The organism is Leifsonia sp. Leaf336 (assembly GCF_001423695.1).
Classification (GTDB): Bacteria; Actinomycetota; Actinomycetes; order Actinomycetales; family Microbacteriaceae; genus Leifsonia.
On the sequence record NZ_LMOZ01000002.1, the window covers coordinates 384,890 to 404,345 of the forward strand.

Below are 19,456 nucleotides of genomic sequence, written 5' to 3' on the forward strand. Positions count from 1 at the left end.
GGGCGGGTGCGGCATGCGGCGGCGCGGCGACGAAGCCGAGCGGGACGGACGGCCCACCCGGGTGGCCTCCCTGCGCACCGCTGCCGCGGCGGCCGTCGTCGCGGGGCTCGCCCTGGTCGCCGCGCTGAGCGGGTGCGCGACCGTCGAGGGCCCTGCCGGGCCGAGGTTCGTCACCCCGCCGCTGATCCGGTTCAGCTCCGTGCTGTGGCCGGTGCCGCTGCAACTGGTCGGGGCGCAGCCCGGGACGCGGCTGCGGATCACGGCCTCCCTCACCTCGGCGCGCGGCACCTGGACGTCGGGAGCCACCTACGACGTCGGCGGTGACGGCACGATCGACTTCGCGCACGACCGGCCGCAGCTCGCGCCGTTCACGCAGCCGGACTCCGCCGGCCTGTTCTGGTCGCTGCGCGGCCCGTCGCTCGGCCCGGTGGAGCTCGCCCGGCAGTGGATGCGTGACACCAGTCCCGTGACGCTCACGGCGGCCGACGGGGATCGCGTCGTCGCCCGCCGGACGTTCCGGCTCCAGGGCCTCGGCGCCGCCGCGCGCTCCGACACGGTCTATACGCACGACCTGGCCCCGGACGGCGTCGGCAGCCAGCCGCCACCGCACGAGACGCACGAGGACGAGCCGATCGGCACCTTCTGGAGCGCGGCCTCCATCGAGCGCCCGACCGGGCCGGCCGTGCTGATGTTCGACGACCCGTCGCCCGGGGCGTCGTCGGCGTTCACGGCTCCGGTGCTCTCGCAGTTCGGGGCGTCGGTGTTCGTCATCCCCGTCGGCTCGCCCGACGGCGTGCACGTCTCGACCGTGATCGACAGCGGCACGGTGTCCGCGGTGCTCGAGTGGATGCACCACCGCGTCGGCGTCGACCCGCGGCACATCTTCGTCTACGGAACGGGAGCGTCCGAGCAGCTGGCGGTCTGGGCCGCGACGACCTTCCCGAAGCAGCTGCACGGACTGTTCGCCGGCGGCGGCGCGTCATCGTTGCTGTGCCTGGCCGGGTCGAGCGCGTCACCCGTCTTCGCCGGGAGCGTCGGGCTGCCCTGCGAGCGCGAACCCGGGCCGGCGGTCGCTCCTCCCTCGCTGCAGGAGGCCGCAGGCCCGGTCGTGCTGATCTGCGGCCGCGACGACGCGGTGTACCCGCGCGCCTGCGACGACCTCCAGGCACTCGCGCGCACCCGCACGCTGCGCGCCGGCGACCAGTTGCTCCCGGAAGCCCGTGCGGCCCACGCCGTCGCGGTTCCGCCGGGGCTCCCGATCGCGCTGCCGATCGACGGCGGGTCATCCGGGGCAGGCGCGACCGGCGTCGACGCGCAGGCGACGCAGGGCGCGCGCATCGCGTTCTGGAACGCGGTGGGGCAGCAGCTGCTCCGGGCGGTGCTCTCATGACGCGGAGGCCGACCTGGAACAGACGGAGGCGAGCGGCGGTGGTGCTCGCGGCGGCAGCCGTGCTGTCGGCAGTGGCGGCGCTCTCCGGCTGCGTGCCCGCCCCTGCCGGCGGCGCGCAGATCGTCGTTGCGCGCTTCGGCAACGCCACGGCCGACCCGGTCGTCGTCTCGGTGACCGGCTTGCGACCGGGGCAGGACGTCGTCCTCACCGCTTCGGCGACCACCCTGGCGGGGGAGTGGAGGTCGCGGGCGCTGTACGCGGTGCCGCCGACCGGCATCGTCGACACCGCCTCCCAGCAGCCGATCACCGCGCCGTACGTGCGCCCGGACGCCGCTGCGCTGTTCTGGAGCATGAGCGGTCCCTCCGTGAGCCAGGCCGAGCTGGAACGCGCCTGGGCCGAGGGGCCCGTGCGCATCGCGCTGACCGCGCAGCAGCAGGGGGTTCAGGTCGCGACGACCGAGGTGCAGCGCTCGCCGCTGGCGTCGCAGAGTGTGGAACGCGACGTGAGCGTCGCCGATCTGACCAGGGACGCCGCGGCGGGCGACGCCGTCCCGCCCGCGACCGGGCCGGGCCTGCGCGTCGGGACCCTGTTCACTCCGCTGCCGACGCTCGTCCACCCGCGTCCGGGAGTGCTGCTGATCGACGGCGACGACGACGCGGCGTCCGGCGCATTCGCCGCGCGGAGGATCGCGGCCATCGGCTTCCCGGTGCTGACGCTGCCGGCGTTCGGACCCGAGGGGCAGCTCCCCGGATCGGCGGCGCTCTCGGTGCAGACCTTCGACGCCGCCCGCGCCTGGCTGTCGCGCCGGGCGGGCGTCGACCCCGACCGGATCGTCGTCTACGGCACGGGGCCCGCCGCTCCGATCGCGCTCTGGTTCGCCGCGAACGAGCCGGGAGCGGTCTACGGCGCCATCGCCGCCAGCGGCCCGACCGCGGGACTCTGCGCGTCGTCGTCGGGCGCGCCGACGCTGCTCGACGACGGGCGACCGGTCCCGTGCGCCGACCCGTCCCGGACGCTCGCCGACACCCCGATCCTTCCGCTCAGCCGCATCCCGGGGCCCCTCCTGCTCGCCTGCGGAACCGCGGACGAGCTGCTCCCGTCCGCCTGCGACTGGACCAGCGCGGGCGCCGCGGCACGCGGGCCGCGCGCTGCGGGCGAGACGCTCTTCGCCGACGGTTCGGCGGACGAGCTGAGCGCGCCGCCGATGCTCCCGATCGGGCTGAGCGACCTGCCGCCGCAGACCGCGCAGGCGACGGAGGACGCGCGCGTGTCATTCTGGTCGCGGGTGACCGCACTGCTGGAGGGGGCGATCGGGCCGTGAACACAGCACGGATCCGCACGATGCGCCGCCGCGTGCTCGCGGCGCTGGCCGGTGTCGCCCTCGCGGCGGTCGCGCTCGTCGGCTGCAGCTCTCAGACCGGTGCGGCGGGCCCGCGCTTCCAGCTCAGCGCGAACCCCACCCCTGTCTGGCAGCCGGTCGGCATCCGGGTCGTCGCCCTCCCTCCCGGCCAGCAGGTCACCATCCGCGCGGTACTGCGCCCCGGCGCGGTGTGGACCTCGCAGGCGGTGTACGCCGTGCCGGCCGACGGCGTGGTCGACCTGGCCAGGGACGTCCCGCTGGAGGCCCCGTTCACCGGGGCGGACGGGATGGGGCTGTTCTGGACTCTGCACAGCACCACCGGTGAGGCGGCGACCTCGGACGTGACCTGGGGCGGCTCGTCGTTCTCGGTCGACCTCCAGGCGTCGGTCGGAGGCCGCCCGGTCGCGGAGACGCGCGTGCAGCGCACCGGCCTCTCCGCGGCGGCGCCGGCGCGTGCCGTGTTCGACGACGGGATCACGGGCGACTACTTCCAGCCCACGAGCTCGGCGGAGGGCGTGCGGCCGGGTGTCATCGTCTTCGACGGCACCGACCCCGGCTCGCGGACGGGCGTGCTCGCCGGGGCGACGCTCGCGGCGCTCGGCTTCCCGACGCTCGACCTGTCGGCCTACGGGTCGGCCGGCCAGGTCGACCCGGTGCGCAGCTTCCCGGCCGAGCGGTTCCTCTCGGCACTGAGCTGGCTGCGGTCGCAGCCGGGCGTCGACGACCAGCGGATGTTCACGTTCGGCACCTCCCGCGGTGCGCAGCTCGCGCTCTGGGCGGCCGCGGCGTATCCCGGCACGGTGTACGGGGCGATCGCGCCGGGAGGCACGACCGGCCTGGTCTGCCCGTCGCCGGTGCCGAGCCCCACGGTGACGGTCGACGGCGCCTGGGTGCCCTGCACGACCGGCACCCACGACCCCGCGCCCGCCGCCGTGCTCGACCTCCAGCGCATCCCCGGCCCGGTCGTGCTCGGCTGCGCCGGCCACGACGAAGAGCTCGCCAACGGCTGCGCGTGGCTCGACGCCGCGGCGGCCAAGCGGCCGCAGCGCGAGGGCGACGCCTACCTGCGCGCGCCGGACGCGACGCACCTTTTCTACCTGCCGCCCTACACGCCGCTGCTGCTGCCGGCGGGGTCCGCCGCGCAGCCGACGGAGCGGGCCAGGGAGGCCCTGTGGGCGGACATCCTCGCCGCGCTCACGGCTCCGTCGTCGGTACCGGGGCACTGAGGCCGATTGTCGGCGGCGGCAAGTAGCATGTGTGAGTGGTAACCGCTCTCTATCGCCGATATCGGCCCGACACCTTCGCCGAGATGATCGGCCAGTCGCAGGTGACCGAGCCGCTGATGACGGCGCTGCGCACCAACCGGGTCAACCACGCCTATCTGTTCTCCGGGCCGCGCGGCTGCGGCAAGACCACCTCGGCGCGCATCCTGGCCCGCTGCCTCAACTGCGCGGAGGGCCCCACCGACACCCCGTGCGGAAAGTGCGCGAGCTGCATCGAGCTCAGCCGCGACGGAGCAGGGTCGCTCGACGTCGTCGAGATCGACGCCGCCAGCCACAACGGCGTCGACGACGCCCGCGACATCCGCGAACGGGCCATCTTCGCCCCGGCCCGCGACCGCTACAAGATCTTCATCCTCGACGAGGCGCACATGGTCACCCCGCAGGGCTTCAACGCCCTGCTGAAGATCGTGGAGGAGCCGCCGGAGCACGTGAAGTTCATCTTCGCGACCACAGAGCCCGAGAAGGTCATCGGCACGATCCGCTCGCGCACGCATCACTACCCGTTCCGGCTGGTGCCGCCCGCGCAGATGCTGGAGTACGTCCAGGGCCTCTGCGACAGCGAGGGCATGACCGTGGCGCCGGGAGTCCTCCCGCTCGTCGTGCGCGCCGGAGGCGGCTCGCCGCGAGACACCCTCTCCCTCCTCGACCAGCTGATGGCCGGGTCCGAGGGCAGCGCGATCGAGTACGAGCGGGCCGTCGCGCTCCTCGGCTACACCCACGCCGCCCTCCTCGACGAGGTCATCGACGCCATCGCCGCCCGCGACGCCGCCGGTGCCTTCGCCGCGGTCGACCGCGTCATCCAGACCGGGCAAGACCCTCGTCGGTTCGTCGACGACCTCTTGGAGCGGCTGCGCGATCTCATCGTCGTCGCCGCGACCAGCGTCGAAGGCGCTGCCGCCGTGCTCCGCGGCGTTCCGCAAGACGAGCTCGACCGCATGGGCGTGCAGGCGATGAAGTTCGGCGCCGCCGAGCTCAGCCGGTCCGCCGACATCGTCAACGCCGCCCTCACCGAGATGACCGGGGCCACCTCGCCCCGCCTGCACCTCGAGCTGATGATCGCGCGCGTGCTGGTGCCGTCGAGCGACGACACCGAGCGCGGCGCGCTCGCCCGCGTGGAGCGCCTCGAGCGCCGCGTCGGCGTCAGCGACGCGAGCGAGCCCGACGTAGTGCGCGCGGAGCCGCGTGCTGCTGCGCCCGCTCGAGCGGCTGCTGCTGCGCCGGCCGCTGCCGCGCCGGCGGCTGCTGCCTCGTCGGCCCCCGCGTCCCGTCCCGCCGAGTCCTCCGCTCCGGCGCCGGTCCCTGAGGCTTCCGCGCCCGAACCAGTCACGCCCGCGGCGGAGGCCCCGGAGCGAGAGACGGCAGCCGACACCACTCCGGGCGACGAGCCTGCTCCGGCTGCGTCCGCGCCTGCCGCGCCCGCCCCTGTCGGGGCGGTGACCACGCAGCAGGTCAAGGACTCCTGGCCGCAGATCCTCGACGCGGTGCAGCGGGCCAAGCGCAGCGCGTGGATGGTCGTGTTCACCGCGCAGGTGCGCTCGCTGAACGACGACGTGCTCACACTGTCGTTCCCGAGCGACAACGACGTGCAGAGCTTCCGCCAGCCGCAGTCGGCGGGCGGTCAGAGCGTGAGCGAGTACCTGCGCCAGGCGATCATCGACATCCTGGGCATCCGGGTCAAGTTCATCGCGCGTGCCGACGGCGCCCCCGCCGGCGGCGCTCCGTCGCGCCCGACCGCAGGAGCACCCGCCGCTCCGGAGGCCCCGACCTGGCCGGGAGCCGGCGGCGACTCGACCAGCGGTCCATCGGCCGCGCGTTCGGCCGCCTCCTCCGCTGCGCCCGCCTCCTCCGCTGCGCCCGCTTCGCCCGCTCCTTCGTCGGCTGCTGCTTCCGGACCGTCGGCCGCGGTCACCGAATGGGCCACGGTCACCATTCCGGCGTCCGCGCCGGCCGCCGTGGCCACACTCGATCGACCGCAGGCGAGCGTAGCGATCGAGGACGTCGCCCAGCCGGCGCCGTCGGCTCCGGCCGTGGACGCGCTGCCGGACGACCTGGAGCCCCCGGAGGAGACCGAGCCTCCCTACGAATCCGTGGTACCAGAAGAGCCCGAGGGCGACTGGGCCGCCACGCCCGAGGCCGGCGCCGTGCCGGCGACGCGGGCGCCCGCGCCCGGCCGTCCCGCCACCGAGCGGCCTGCCGCGCGGCAGGCGCCTGAGCGCTCCGCACCGGCCGCCGGGTCGCGCACGCCGACGTTCCAGGCTCCGCAGCGCTACGGCGAGGCCGTCGTCCGCGAGATCCTCGGGGCGACCTTCCTCGAGGAGCAGCCTGCGCCTCCGTCACCGGGGATGAGGTAGCGGCGTGTACGAAGGCATCGTCCAAGAGCTGATCGACGAGCTCGGGCGTCTTCCCGGTATCGGCCCGAAGTCGGCGCAGCGCATCGCGTTCCACATCCTGCAGACCGAGAGCTTCGACGTCACGCGTCTGGCCGAAGTGCTGCTCGAAGTGCGCGACAAGGTGCGGTTCTGCGAGATCTGCGGAAACGTCACCGAGCAGCCCACCTGCTCGATCTGCCGCGACCCGCGTCGCTCGCCCGAGCTGATCTGCGTGGTCGAAGAGGCGAAAGACGTGGTCGCGATCGAGCGGACCCGTGAGTTCCGCGGGCTCTACCACGTGCTGGGCGGGGCGATCAGCCCGATCGACGGCATCGGCCCCGACGACCTCCGCATCCGCCAGCTCATGCAGCGTCTCGCCGACGGCACGGTGCAGGAGGTCATCATCGCGACCGACCCCAACCTCGAGGGCGAGGCGACGGCCACCTACCTCAGCCGCCTGCTGACCACGCTCGAGATCCGGGTCACGCGCCTGGCCTCCGGCCTCCCCGTCGGCGGTGACCTCGAGTACGCCGACGAGGTCACGCTCGGCCGCGCCTTCGAGGGCCGACGCCAGGTCTCCTGACCGGGCACAGAGGGGACGCAACACGCCGCAATGCGCGCGTCGATGCGGCATGTTGCGTCCCCTCTGTCGGCGGCGCCGAACGCAACGTCACATGGCCGATCGGGCATATCCCCGGCCGGTAGAATGGTCACTCCCGTGAGTTCTGGAGAGCCTGTGGCCCTGATCGTTCAGAAATTCGGCGGCTCGTCCGTCGCGAATGCCGAGAGCATCAAGCGCGTCGCCAAGCGCATCGTCGAGACGCGAAAGGCGGGCAACGAGGTCGTCGTCGCGGTTTCGGCGATGGGAGACACCACCGACGAGCTCGTCGACCTCGCCCACGAGGTCACGCCGATCCCGGCGCCCCGCGAGCTCGACATGCTCCTCACCGCGGGTGAGCGCATCTCGATGGCGCTCCTCGCCATGTCGATCAAGAGCATGGGATACGACGCGCGCTCGTTCACGGGCAGCCAGGCGGGCATGATCACCGACGCCCAGCACGGCGCCGCGCGCATCGTCGACGTGACCCCCGGGCGCATCCAGGACGCCCTCGACGAGGGAGCGATCGCGATCGTCGCCGGGTTCCAGGGCTTCAACCGCGACACCCGCGACATCACCACGCTGGGCCGAGGCGGGTCCGACACCACCGCCGTCGCGCTCGCAGCCGCCCTCGGCGCCGAGGTGTGCGAGATCTACACCGACGTCGACGGCGTGTTCACCTCCGACCCCCGGCAGGTGCCGCTCGCCCGCAAGATCGACCGGATCACCAGCGAAGAGATGCTCGAGCTCGCCGCTGCCGGCGCCAAGGTGCTGCACATCCGGGCCGTCGAGTACGCCCGCCGTCACAACGTGACCCTGCACGTGCGCTCCTCGTTCTCGAACAAAGAGGGCACCTACGTCCTCAACGAAGCAGCGGCGGCCGAGGCCGCCAAGAAGGATGGAACCGTGGAAGAGCCCATCATCTCCGGAGTGGCCACCGACCTGAGCGAGGCCAAGATCACCGTCGTCGGCGTGCCCGACGTCCCCGGCAAGGCCGCGCAGATCTTCAAGATCGTCGCGAAGGCCAACGCCAACGTCGACATGATCGTGCAGAACGTGTCCGCGGCGGCGACCAGCCTCACCGACATCTCGTTCACCCTCCCCAAGTCGGAGGGCCAGCGCGTGCTCACGGCGCTCACCGCCGAGAAGGACGAGGTCGGCTTCCAGTCGCTGCAGTACGACGACCAGATCGGCAAGCTCGCCCTCGTCGGCGCGGGGATGCGCACCAACACCGGCGTCTCCGCCGCGCTGTTCGAGGCTCTTTACGAGGCCGGCATCAACATCGAGATGATCTCGACGAGCGAGATCCGCATCTCTGTCGTCACGCGGGCCGACACCGTGGCGGAGGCTGCGCGCGTCGTCCACACCGCCTTCGGCCTCGACGGCGACGAGAAGGCCGTCGTCTACGCCGGCACCGGCCGCTGAGCCGGCCGCGATCGCAGACCCGGGAATTCGCCCGGCCGTCCTCCCGTTCGACACTTCAGACCACGACTCGAAGGAACACACCATGAGCGAGACCGCCCCCGGATTCGACATCGCCGTCGTCGGCGCCACCGGCCAGGTCGGCAGCGTGATGCGCCGGCTGCTGGAGGAGCGCGACTTCCCGGTGAAGAGCATCCGCTTCTTCGCCTCCTCGCGCTCGGCCGGCACGACCTTGCCGTTCCGCGGCCAGGAGATCACCGTCGAAGACGTGGCGACCGCCGACGTCTCCGGGATCGACATCGCGCTCTTCTCCGCAGGCGCCACCGGCTCCAAGGCGCACGCGCCGCGGTTCGCCGAGGCCGGCGCCATCGTGATCGACAACTCCAGCGGCTGGCGCATGGACCCGGACGTGCCGCTGGTGGTCTCCGAGGTCAACCCCGAGGCGATCGCCGACGCGCGCAAGGGCATCATCGCCAACCCCAACTGCACCACCATGGCCGCCATGCCCGTGCTGAAGGTGCTGCACGAGGAGGCCGGCCTCCAGCGACTCATCGTGAGCACCTACCAGGCCGTCTCGGGATCGGGGCTCGCGGGAGCCGAGGAGCTCGCCGGCCAGGTCCGCACTGCGGTCGCCGACGAGAACCTCCTACAGCTCGTGCACGACGGCTCGGCGGTCGCGATGCCCGACCCGGTCAAGTACGTGCGCCCGATCGCGTTCGACGTCATCCCCCTGGCGGGCTCGATCGTGGAGGACGGCCAGAACGAGACCGACGAGGAGAAGAAGCTCCGCAACGAGAGCCGCAAGATCCTCGGCCTCCCCGACCTGCTCGTGAGCGGCACCTGCGTTCGCGTGCCGGTGTTCACCGGTCACTCGCTGTCGATCAACGCCGAGTTCGCGTCGGCGATCTCGCCCGAACGTGCCGCAGAGCTCCTCGCCGACGCCCCGGGCGTGCGTCTCACCGACGTGCCGACGCCGCTGGAGGCCGCGGGTCAGGACCCGAGCTTCGTCGGCCGCATCCGTGCCGACGAGGGCGCGCCGGAGGGCCGCGGCCTCGCGCTCTTCATCAGCAACGACAACCTCCGCAAGGGCGCGGCGCTCAACGCCGTTCAGATCGCCGAGCTCGTCGCCGAGCGTCTGGGCACCCGCGTCGCCGGCTGACCCCGCCTCTTCGCCAGGAGATCTGTCTTGATGTCGAGACAGATCTCCGGGCGACGGGGGGCGCGAAGCGCCGCTCACCGTAGGATTGTCTGGTGAGCACTGATCCCATCGACGTCGTCCTGATCGGCGGCGGCATCATGAGCGCCACGCTGGGCTCCCTGATCCAGCGCGTGCAGCCCGACTGGAGCATCCGCATCTACGAGTCGCTGGGCGCCGTCGCCCAGGAGAGCTCCAACCCGTGGAACAACGCAGGCACGGGCCACGCCGCCCTCTGCGAGCTCAACTACATGCCGGAGGCCGCCGACGGCTCCGTGGACCCCGCCAAGGCCATCAGCATCAACGAGCAGTTCCAGCTGAGCCGGCAGTACTGGGCCTCCCTCGTCGCCGCGGGGCACCTGCCCGACCCGCGCTCGTTCATCAACGCGACGCCGCACATGACCTTCGTGCGTGGCCGCGACAACATCCGCTACCTCCGCAAGCGCTACGAGGCGCTGAAGGACCAGCCGCTGTTCGAGGGCATGGAGTACTCCGAAGACCCCGCGACGATCGGCGAGTGGACCCCGCTGCTCACCAAGAAGCGCAGCGCCAAGCAGCGCATCGCGGCGACCCGCCAGACCGCGGGCACCGACGTCGACTTCGGCGCGCTCACGCGTGCGCTCGTCGACGACCTGGTCGACAACGGCGCCGAGCTCGCCCTCAACCACCGCGTGCGCAGCATCAAGCGCACCTCCGACGGGCTCTGGCGCATCAAGGTGCGCCACGAGGTCGGCCACACGCCCCACGAGGCCACCGCGCGCTTCGTCTTCGTCGGCGCGGGCGGCGGCGCCCTGCACCTGCTGCAGAAGTCCGGCATCCCCGAGATCAAGGGCTTCGGAGGCTTTCCGATCTCCGGCCAGTTCCTGCGCACCTCCGACCCCAAGATCGTCGCCCAGCACCAGGCCAAGGTCTACGGCAAGGCTGCTGTAGGCGCACCGCCGATGTCGGTGCCGCACCTCGACACCCGCGTCGTCGACGGCGAGGCCTCGCTGCTCTTCGGCCCGTACGCCGGCTTCAGCCCCAAGTTCCTGAAGAGCGGCAGCTGGTGGGACCTCCCCGGCTCGGTCCGCGCGGGAAACCTCGGGCCGATGCTCGCGGTCGCGCGCGACAACTTCGACCTCATCAAGTACCTGGTCGGCGAGCTGCTCGCCAACCGCGACAAGAAGATGAAGGCGCTGCAGGAGTTCATGCCCACCGCCAAGTCGGAGGACTGGGAGCTCATCACGGCCGGCCAGCGCGTGCAGGTCATGAAGAAGGACCCGAAGAAGGGCGGCGTGCTGCAGTTCGGCACCGAGGTGATCGCCTCGGCCGACGGCTCCATCGCCGGCCTGCTCGGCGCCTCGCCGGGCGCCTCGACCGCGGTCCCGATCATGATCGACCTGCTGCAGACCTGCTTCCCGGACCGCTACGCGGGCTGGCTGCCGACGCTGAAGAAGCTGATCCCGACCGTCGGCACGACGCTCAACGACCGCCCGAAGGAGGCCGCGCGCGTGCTCGCGGAGACCGCGGCGGTGCTCGAGCTCGAGGAGCAGCCGGCCGGTCAGGTCGTCCGGGCCTGACCTCCCTCGCGCAGTCGATCCGTACCGTGCGGTACGGATCGGCTGGACAGCCGCGCCGTCGACCTGTTAGAGTCGGCGACGCTATGAAGTGAGAACCTCCTCTCGTCCCGCGCCCGAGGCGCCGTCGATCGAGTGAGCGACCCCATAGGTCCTGCGCCGCCTGGTCATCCCAGCACCGGGCGCTCCGGCGCAACTCATCGACGGAACTCCGCCCGGCGGGAATCTGCTCCTGACGGAGCGCCCGGAAGGTGGTTCTCATGCATACCCTCACCCTCTCCCCGCTGCGCGCGGATGGCATCTCGGTGCGCTACGGCGACCGACGGGTGCTCTCCGACGTGTCGCTGACCGTGCCTCCCGGCGCCCGCCTCGGCCTGATCGGCGAGAACGGCGTCGGCAAGTCGACGCTCCTGCGCGTGCTCGCAGGCGCTGAGACCCCGGATTCCGGTGTCGTCTCGCGGCCCCGTCGCGTCGGGTTCCTCTGGCAGGAGGTGCGCTTCCGACCGGAGGACACCCTCGCGGCCCTGATGGAGGACGCCCTCGCGGAGGTGCGTGCGATCGAGCGCGAGCTGGAGGCCGCTTCGCTCGCCCTCGCGGACGACGATCCGTCCGCGGCTGTGCGCTACGACGACGCGCTGACCGCCGCGGAGCGCGCCGAGGTCTGGTCGGCCGAGTCGCGTCGCGACGCCCTGCTCGACGGTCTCGGGGTCGGCGGCATCCCGCTGGCCCGGCGGCTTTCGGAGGTCTCGGGAGGCCAGCGCAGCAGGTTCGCCCTCGCTGCGCTGCTTCTCGGCCGGCCGGACGCGCTGCTGCTCGACGAGCCGACGAACCACCTGGACGACGCGGCGGCGGCGTTCCTGGAGTCGCAACTCCTCGGCTGGCACGGCCCGGTGCTCTTCGCGAGCCACGACCGCGCCTTCCTCGACTCGGCGGCCACCGGTCTGCTCGACCTGGACCCGACGCGCACCGGCACCACCGTCTTCGGCGGCGGGTACAGCGCGTATCTCGCAGAGAAGGCGGCCGAGCGCGCCCGTTGGGAGAAACAGTTCGCCGACGAGCAGGCAGAACTCGCCGCGCTGAAACATGCGGTCGACGTCACGGCCCGCTCGATCGCGTGGTCGGGCAAGGTGCGCGACAACGACAAGTTCGTCAAGTCCTACAAGGGCAACACGCTCGACCGGCAGATCAGCCGCCGCGTCCGGAACGCCGACGGCCGGCTCGAGGAGCTGACGAAGACGCAGGTGCGCAAGCCGCCGAAGCCGCTCGGCTTCACCGGGATCCCGTCGGGGTTCCAGCGTCTGACGGAGGAGGCCGGATCGCTGCTGCAGGCGGAGGACCTCCACGTGCCTGGTCGGCTGACGCTCGGCCGGTTCGCGGTCGAGGCCGAGTCGCGGGTGCTGGTCACCGGGCCGAACGGCGCGGGCAAGTCGACGCTGCTCTCTGTGCTGGCGGGGCGGATCGTCCCGTTGGTGGGGACGGTGCACCGTCGCCGCGGGCTGCGGGTCGAGCTCCTGGAGCAGGATGTGCGCTTCGCGGACCCGACGCAGACGCCGCGGCGGATCTACGAGCTGGCGCTGGGGGAGCGGCGCGCGGAGTCGGTGCCCCTGTCGGGGCTCGGGCTCATCGCGCCGCGCGATCTCGACCGGGAGGTCGGGCTGCTCTCGGTCGGACAGCAGCGCCGGCTGGCGCTCGCGCTCATCATGGCGCGGCCGCCGCACGTGTTCCTGCTCGACGAGCCGACCAACCACCTCTCGCTCGGTCTCGCGACCGAGCTGGAGGAGGCGCTGGGCGGCTACCCGGGCGCCGTCGTGGTGGCGAGTCACGACCGGTGGCTGCGATCACGCTGGGACGGGGAGGTGGTGGCGCTCTGAGCTTCGGCGCGTCTGTGGCTTGACGATGATTCGAACATATGTTCGAATAGGTTCCATGAGGTGGAGCGGGCAGGAGCTGGCGGTGGAGACGCCGTCGGCCCTGCCCGGTCTCGCCCGGCTGAACAACCTGGTGCGGTCGGTGCGCACGCCCGAGTTCGCGGGCATCACCTTCCACGAGATCCTCGCCAAGTCAGCGCTCAACAAGATCCCGGGCGGGGGAGGGCCGATGCCCTTCGGGTGGACCATCAATCCGTATCGCGGCTGCTCCCATGCGTGCGTGTACTGCTTCGCCCGGCCCACCCACAGCTATCTCGAGCTCGATCAGGGCAAAGACTTCGACCAGGAGATCATCGTCAAGGTCAACGTGGCCGACGTGCTGCGCAAAGAGCTCGCGAAACCGAGTTGGGGGCACCATCCGGTCGCGCTGGGCACCAACACCGACCCGTACCAGCGTGCAGAGGGGCGCTACGCGCTCATGCCCGGCATCATCGACGCGCTCACCGACTCCGGCACCCCGTTCAGCATCCTGACCAAGGGGTCATTGCTCCGTCGCGATCTCGACCGGCTGGCCGAGGCCTCCCGACACGTCCCCGTCGACATCGCCATGTCGATCGCGGTCTACGACGACGACCTTCAGCAGTCGGTCGAGCCGGGCACACCGACGACGAAGGCGCGCCTGGCGACGGTCACCGCCGTGCGTGAGCACGGTCTCGACTGCTCGGTCTTCCTGATGCCGATCCTCCCGTATCTCACCGACACCCGTGCGCACCTCGACGAGGCCCTCCGGCAGGCGAAGGAGGCCGGCGCCACGAGCGTCCTCTACACGGCACTGCACCTGAAGCCCGGGGTCAAAGAGTGGTACTACCTCTGGCTCGGGCGCGAGCATCCCGAGCTGCTGCCGCAATATCGGAGCATGTACGGCCGGGGAACGTACGCGCCCAAGGAGTACCGCGCGTGGCTCGCCGCCCGCATCAAGCCGCTCATCCGAGCGCACGGTCTCGAGCGCGGGCGCGAAGATCCGTTGACCGGGGGCGTCCGCTCCTCGGCCCTTGGGATGCTGCGCGACGGCGAGGGTGAGCGGCGAACCGTGGAGCGCGTCGCGCCGCAGGAGGTCGCGCCCGAGTCGGCGCTCGTGACGCTCGGAGTGCAGCCGACGCTGTTCTGAGCGGCTCGCGCACTCGCGCACCCGCACGGGGTACAGCGCGTCCGAGCCTCCGGGGTACACAGCGGCCGGATGAACTGCCATAATCCCGTCTGGGGCGTCGCGCTCGAGCGGCGCTCTCCGGCAGGTTTCGCCGGCCCCCCACTCGTGTCGAAGGAGCCCGGTGTCGCTCGGTCTTCCCAGCCACCTCTCGCGGGCGGCCAACTCCAAGGCGTTGGCCGTCGCCGCCCGCTGGGCCGCGCTGGTCTGCCTGGTGATGGCGATCGTCAACGTCGCGATCTCGACAGTGGGAGGGACGACCGGCGTGGGCTCGTGGATCAGCACGCTCGTGCTGATGCCGATGATCCTCCTGCTGCTCCTGCTGTCGCGCGGGCGCACCGTGGCGCTGACCGTCGCCTACCTGCTCGTCGGCGCCGTGTGCACCTTCTTGTACGTCTACCTCCTCTTCGAGAGCACGCCCACCTATCGCGACACCAACCTGTTCGTGGTCGCCCTCCCGGTCGTCGCGATGACGCTAGTGGGCGGAACAGGAACAGGGGCGCTCGCGGGGATCCTCTGGGCCACGCTCGGCTTCGCGCTCGCCGAGGCCGCCGTGCTCCTGGGCGCGACCGCGGCGGAGCGGGTGTTCCGGCCCGATGCGATCTCGCTCGGCGCCTACCTGCTGCTCGTCGGCATCCTGGCGTTCGACGGGCTCACGCGCGGGACGCGTTCGCGCCCGCAGTCGGCGATCCACCGAGCCGTTCGCGACGCGCGTCTCGTCGACCTGCGCCGGGAGTTGCTGGCCGAGTCCACCGCCGACCTCCACGACACCGTGCTCAGCGAGCTCGCCGCCGTCGCCGCGACCGAGTCGGGCGAGCTCCCGCAGCGGCTGAGGGCGCGCATCGAGTCCGACCTGCGGGCGCTCGGCGGGACAGCGCCGCCCGCGGACGCGTCGCCGTCGACTGCGCCGCCCGACGACGACTCCTGGTACGGGAGTGAGCTGCGTCGCGCCATTGAAGACGCCCGCGACGAGGGACTCGCCGTCGACGTCTCCGGCGACCGGGAGGCCGTCGCCCGGCTCACCGACGACTCGCGACGCGCGGTCGGGCTCGCGGTGCGGCAGTGCCTGGTCAACGTCCTGCGGCACTCGGGCAGCGCGACCGCCGAGGTGGCGGTGTCGTCCGGCGACAGTTCCGTCTCCGTCATGGTCGTCGACGGGGGCCGCGGCTTCGCCGTCGCGTCCACGAGCGCAGACCGGCTCGGCCTGCGGCAGTCGGTGCACGATCGCATCAGCAAGGTCGGCGGCACGGTGACCGTCTACTCGAGCGAGGACGTCGGCACCACCGTGATCATGACGCTGCCCACGGAGGCCGCATGAACTCCGTGATCACCGAGACCATCGTGCGTTACCGGTCGATGCCGGTCGAGCGAACGCCGCAGCGGCTGGATCCGCTGGGAGTGCAATCCGCGTGGCTGCTGGTGCCGCTGATCGGCGTGGTGGCCGTGGGCTACGCGCTGTACTCGACGCTCGTGCACCTGGGGCAGCTGCGCAGCCCGGCCCTGGCCGTCTGGGCGATCGTCGTGCTCCTGATCGCGGTGACGGTCGCCGCGATCCGCACCCATCCGGGGCTCCCACCGGTCGGCCTGTGGTCGAACCTGGGGATCATCGGCGTCGCGCTCGCCGCGGCCGTGCTGTTCGACGCCGCGGTGTGGGGCGCCAACCAGCGCATCCAGGACGACTGGGGGCAGATCGCTGTCGCCCTCCTGCTGACGGCGATGCCGCTCTACCGGCCGGTGGCCGAGGTGCTCGCCACCACGACCGTCTCCGCCCTGGTGCTCGGGGCGCTGGCCGCGGCGCAGGCGTCGACCATCGTCATCGCGAACCATCCGGCGGTCTATGCGACAGTCGCCGCGACACCGGTGCTGGCGCTGGCGTTCGGCGGCGCGGGATACGCCTGGACGATGACGGGGGAGACCCTGCGCTGGCGCGAGGTCGCCCGCGACGGTCAACTGCGGTTGGAGGGAGAGCTGCGGCAGGTCGCGGAACGGATGGTCGCGCAGGAGCGCGCGACCGCTCTGAACGCGGAGGCCGTCCCCTTCCTCACCGGCCTCCTGGCCTCCGGGCGCATCACCCCGCACGACCGCGAACGCGCGCGGGCCATCGCGACGCGCCTGCGCCGAGCGGCCGTCGACGCGGTCGGCCGCAGCTGGCTCGCCGAGACGGTGGACCTGGCGCTCGCCGGCCGCGGAGCAGCCGCAGACCCGCAGAGCCGGTCGCGCGTCGACGATCCCGACCGGCTCGACCGCGTTCTGAGCGAGGAGCAGCGTGCGATCGTCGGTGCGCTGATCGGAACCGTCGCCGACCTGCCCGGGCTCGACGCGTCGAGCGTCGCGGTGGCGGTCTCCGCCCCGGACTGTCCGGTGTTCGTGCTCACCGCCCGGGCGCAGGAGCACCGTCGCGTCCTGCGCTCCGCCCTCGTCCCGTTCCTCAGCGCGCTGCAGTCCGTGTCGATGGAGGCGTCGATGCGCGTGCGCGACGGGGGATTCACCGTGCGGTTCGCATACCCTGGGAGGCGGACACCATGAGCACCGCGGCAACACACCCCACGCCATCGTCGCCGCCGATCCGGCTGGCCATCCTCGACGACCACGAGATCCTCCTCGACAGTCTCGCCACCTGGATCGAGCGCAACGCGCCCGAGTTCGACCTCGTCGTGCGCGCGGGGAGCTGGCTGGAGCTGGTGCACAGCGACGCTTTCCCGACCGACCTGGTGATCATGGACCTCCAACTTCGCGAATCGGTGTCGATCGGCGCCCGGGTGCGCACCTGCCGTGCGGCAGGGGCCAAGGTCGTCGTGCTGAGCGCTGTGGACACCCAGGAGGACCGGGACGCCGCACTCGCCGCCGGCGCGGTGGCGTACGTCACGAAGACCCAGCCGATGGCCGAGCTGATCGCGGTGTCGCTCGCCGCCATGGGCAGAGACGGCTCCGCCGCGGAGCCGAAGCCCGACTGGCGCCCGCGCCCGACGGTTCCGGAGGCCTCCCGCCCCAAGCTGAGCGACGGCGAACGGCAGGCCCTCGTGCTGTACGCGGACGGCCGTACTACCTCCGAAGTCGCACGTGCGATGAACGTTCAGTACGAGACCGCGAAGACCTATCTGCGGCGCGTGCGCGAGAAGTACGGCAAGGTCGGCAGGCCCACGAGCTCGCGCGCAGACCTCATCCGCCGCGCCGCGGAGGACGGCTACCTCACCTGAGGCTCCGGCGCCCGCATAGGATTGCTCCGTGGCAAAACTGTATTTCCGCTACGGCGCGATGAACAGCGGCAAGAGCACGGCCATGCTGCAGGCGGCGTACAACTACGAGGAGCGCGGGCATCGCGTGCTGCTCGCCAAGCCCGAGATCGACACCAAAGGCGACATGGGCATCCTGTCGCGGCTGGGCGTGACCCGGCAGGTCGACTTCCTGATCGCTCCGGAGACCGACGCGTACGGCAGGTTCCAGCAGCACAGGGAGCGCACGATCAAGCGGTTCGACCGCGACGTGAGCGCGCTCCTGGTCGACGAGGCGCAGTTCCTCACCGAGGCGCAGATCGACGACCTCCTGCGGATCGCGCTGCTCGACGATATCCCCGTGCTCGCCTACGGCATCCGTACCGACTTCCAGACGGTCGCGTTCCCCGGCAGCAGGCGCCTCCTGGAGGTCGCCCACAGCCTCGAGGAGCTGAAGACGATCTGCCGCTGCGGACGCAAGGCCATCTTCAACGCGCGCAAGATCGACGGCATCTTCGTCTTCGACGGCGACCAGGTCGCGATCGACGGCGCCGAGGTGAGCTACGAGGCGCTCTGCGGAAACTGCTACCTCGACGAGAGCCACGGCGTGTTGAACAACGGCCGGCGGCACTGGCCGCTGAGCACGGCGACCGCCTACGACAGCGAACCGGATTCGGACTTCACCTGATGCGCATCTCCGTCATCGGCGTCGGCTACCTCGGAGCCGTGCACGCCGCAGCTATGGCCGACCTGGGTCACACGGTGGTCGGCGTGGACGTCGACGAGGGCAAGATCGCCGCCCTTTCGGAGGCGCAGGCGCCGTTCTTCGAGCCGGGGCTCCCCGAGGTCCTGGCCTCCGCGACGGCGACGGGAAGACTTCGCTTCACGACCGATTTCGCCGCGGTCGCGGATGCGGATGTGCATTTCGTGGCGGTGGGGACGCCGCAGTCGGCGGGGTCGGATGCGGCCGATCTGCGGTTCGTGGATGCCGCGTTCGCGTCGCTGCTGGAGCATGTCTCGCCGGGGGATGTGATCGTGGGCAAGTCTACGGTGCCGGTGGGCACGGCTGCCCGGTTGGCGCAGTTGGTGGCGGAGCGGGCGCCGGGGGTCACTCTGGTGTGGAATCCGGAGTTCCTGCGGGAGGGGTTCGCGGTGCAGGACACGGTCAGCCCGGACCGGCTGGTCTACGGGGTCCCGACCGGGGAGGTGGGTGAGCGTGCCGCGCGGATCCTGGATGAGGTGTATGCGTCGGCGGTGTCGGCGGGCACGCCGGTGATCGTGACCGATTACGCGACGGCGGAGCTGGTGAAGGTCGCGGCGAACGCGTTCCTGGCCACGAAGATCTCCTTCATCAACGCGATGGCCGAGATCGCGGAGGTCACCGGTGCGGACGTGACGCAGCTGGCGGACGCGATCGGGCATGACGCCCGGATCGGGCGCCGGTTCCTGAACGCCGGCGTCGGGTTCGGTGGCGGCTGCCTGCCCAAGGACATCCGCGCGTTCAGCGCGCGTGCGCGCGAGCTGGGCCGGGGAGAGTCGGTGCGCTTCCTCGACGAGGTCGACCAGATCAACCTCCGCCGCCGGCAGCGCGTGGTCGACCTCGTCCAGGAAGAGGCCGGTCGTCTCGACGGGGTCCGGGTCGCGGTACTCGGGCTGGCGTTCAAACCGCACTCCGACGACATCCGCGACTCGCCCGCCCTCGATATCGCGGTCCGTCTGGCCGAGGGCGGCGCGATCGTGACCGCCACCGACCCCGAAGCCATCGCCAACGCCCGCCGCCGGGCACCCCACCTCGCCTACGTCGACTCGGCGGTGGAGGCTGCCCGAGACGCGGACATCGTGCTCCTGATCACCGAATGGCCCGAATTCACCAGCCTCGACCCCCACACACTCGGCGACCTCGTCACCCACAAAACCATCATCGACGGGCGCAACGCCCTCAACCCCGACACCTGGCGCACCGCCGGCTGGCGATACCGCGGCCTCGGCCGCTGACGG

15 protein-coding genes are annotated in these 19,456 nt (G+C 71.8%); all 15 read left to right on the forward strand.

All coding sequences use genetic code 11. From position 1 onward, the window contains the following. Positions 1-13 precede the first annotated feature (13 nt). The 15 genes from ASF88_RS10750 to ASF88_RS10820 all read left to right on the forward strand — a co-directional run bounded on the left by ASF88_RS10750 (position 14) and on the right by ASF88_RS10820 (position 19,453). Positions 14-1,390, forward strand: coding sequence for an acyl-CoA thioesterase/BAAT N-terminal domain-containing protein (locus ASF88_RS10750; RefSeq protein WP_055917875.1), 1,377 nt, complete (start codon positions 14-16; stop codon positions 1,388-1,390). Continuing rightward, entirely contained in the window at positions 1,387-2,712 is a 1,326-nt protein-coding gene (locus ASF88_RS10755) for an acyl-CoA thioesterase/BAAT N-terminal domain-containing protein (protein WP_055917879.1), read from the forward strand. The genes ASF88_RS10750 and ASF88_RS10755 overlap by 4 nt, the downstream gene beginning before the upstream one ends. Further along, positions 2,709-3,977, forward strand: coding sequence for an acyl-CoA thioesterase/BAAT N-terminal domain-containing protein (locus ASF88_RS10760; protein ID WP_235493407.1), 1,269 nt, complete (start codon positions 2,709-2,711; stop codon positions 3,975-3,977). The genes ASF88_RS10755 and ASF88_RS10760 overlap by 4 nt, the downstream gene beginning before the upstream one ends. Positions 3,978-4,012: 35 nt before the next feature. Further along, the gene (locus ASF88_RS10765; protein WP_055917881.1) at positions 4,013-6,385 is read left to right on the forward strand and encodes a DNA polymerase III subunit gamma and tau; all 2,373 of its coding nucleotides are present in this window, start codon (positions 4,013-4,015) and stop codon (positions 6,383-6,385) included. 4 nt (positions 6,386-6,389) lie between these two features. After that, on the forward strand, positions 6,390-6,986 hold the full coding sequence (gene recR / locus ASF88_RS10770; protein WP_055917883.1) for a recombination mediator RecR: 597 nt from the start codon (positions 6,390-6,392) through the stop codon (positions 6,984-6,986). A gap of 153 nt (positions 6,987-7,139) precedes the next feature. After that, on the forward strand, positions 7,140-8,426 hold the full coding sequence (locus tag ASF88_RS10775) for an aspartate kinase (protein WP_055917886.1): 1,287 nt from the start codon (positions 7,140-7,142) through the stop codon (positions 8,424-8,426). An 82-nt stretch (positions 8,427-8,508) separates the two neighbouring features. Next, positions 8,509-9,582, forward strand: a complete 1,074-nt coding sequence (locus ASF88_RS10780; RefSeq protein WP_055917889.1) for an aspartate-semialdehyde dehydrogenase — start codon at positions 8,509-8,511, stop codon at positions 9,580-9,582. A 92-nt stretch (positions 9,583-9,674) separates the two neighbouring features. Further along, positions 9,675-11,177, forward strand: coding sequence for a malate:quinone oxidoreductase (locus ASF88_RS10785; protein WP_055917892.1), 1,503 nt, complete (start codon positions 9,675-9,677; stop codon positions 11,175-11,177). A gap of 257 nt (positions 11,178-11,434) precedes the next feature. After that, a complete protein-coding gene (locus ASF88_RS10790; protein ID WP_055917893.1) occupies positions 11,435-13,045 on the forward strand; it encodes an ABC-F family ATP-binding cassette domain-containing protein in 1,611 nt (536 codons plus the stop codon). Between the two features lie 55 nt (positions 13,046-13,100). Beyond that, a complete protein-coding gene (locus ASF88_RS10795; protein WP_055917896.1) occupies positions 13,101-14,210 on the forward strand; it encodes an Rv2578c family radical SAM protein in 1,110 nt (369 codons plus the stop codon). A 160-nt stretch (positions 14,211-14,370) separates the two neighbouring features. After that, on the forward strand, positions 14,371-15,564 hold the full coding sequence (locus ASF88_RS10800) for a sensor histidine kinase (RefSeq protein ID WP_055917900.1): 1,194 nt from the start codon (positions 14,371-14,373) through the stop codon (positions 15,562-15,564). Then, complete coding sequence (locus ASF88_RS10805) at positions 15,561-16,772, forward strand: hypothetical protein (protein ID WP_055917903.1); 1,212 nt, start codon at positions 15,561-15,563, stop codon at positions 16,770-16,772. The genes ASF88_RS10800 and ASF88_RS10805 overlap by 4 nt, the downstream gene beginning before the upstream one ends. Then, positions 16,769-17,443: a response regulator transcription factor gene (locus ASF88_RS10810; RefSeq protein ID WP_055917905.1), complete on the forward strand. Its 675-nt coding sequence runs from the start codon at positions 16,769-16,771 to the stop codon at positions 17,441-17,443. Before ASF88_RS10805 ends, ASF88_RS10810 begins: the two co-directional genes overlap by 4 nt. A 28-nt stretch (positions 17,444-17,471) precedes the next feature. Next, complete coding sequence (locus tag ASF88_RS10815; protein WP_055917909.1) at positions 17,472-18,146, forward strand: thymidine kinase; 675 nt, start codon at positions 17,472-17,474, stop codon at positions 18,144-18,146. After that, positions 18,146-19,453 carry a UDP-glucose dehydrogenase family protein gene (locus ASF88_RS10820; RefSeq protein ID WP_055917913.1) on the forward strand — a complete coding sequence of 436 codons (1,308 nt, stop codon included), beginning with the start codon at positions 18,146-18,148 and terminating at the stop codon, positions 19,451-19,453. Before ASF88_RS10815 ends, ASF88_RS10820 begins: the two co-directional genes overlap by 1 nt. Positions 19,454-19,456: the final 3 nt, after the last annotated feature.

Excerpts from the sequence above, each read along its gene's own strand:
- ASF88_RS10795 (WP_055917896.1), top strand. The coding sequence starts at position 13,101 with ATGAGGTGGAGCGGGCAGGAGCTGGCGGTGGAGACGCCGTCGGCCCTG.
- ASF88_RS10755 (WP_055917879.1), top strand. The coding sequence starts at position 1,387 with ATGACGCGGAGGCCGACCTGGAACAGACGGAGGCGAGCGGCGGTGGTG.
- ASF88_RS10820 (WP_055917913.1), top strand. The coding sequence starts at position 18,146 with ATGCGCATCTCCGTCATCGGCGTCGGCTACCTCGGAGCCGTGCACGCC.
- ASF88_RS10790 (WP_055917893.1), top strand. The coding sequence starts at position 11,435 with ATGCATACCCTCACCCTCTCCCCGCTGCGCGCGGATGGCATCTCGGTG.
- ASF88_RS10810 (WP_055917905.1), top strand. The coding sequence starts at position 16,769 with ATGAGCACCGCGGCAACACACCCCACGCCATCGTCGCCGCCGATCCGG.
- ASF88_RS10750 (WP_055917875.1), top strand. The coding sequence starts at position 14 with ATGCGGCGGCGCGGCGACGAAGCCGAGCGGGACGGACGGCCCACCCGG.
- ASF88_RS10805 (WP_055917903.1), top strand. The coding sequence starts at position 15,561 with ATGAACTCCGTGATCACCGAGACCATCGTGCGTTACCGGTCGATGCCG.
- ASF88_RS10780 (WP_055917889.1), top strand. The coding sequence starts at position 8,509 with ATGAGCGAGACCGCCCCCGGATTCGACATCGCCGTCGTCGGCGCCACC.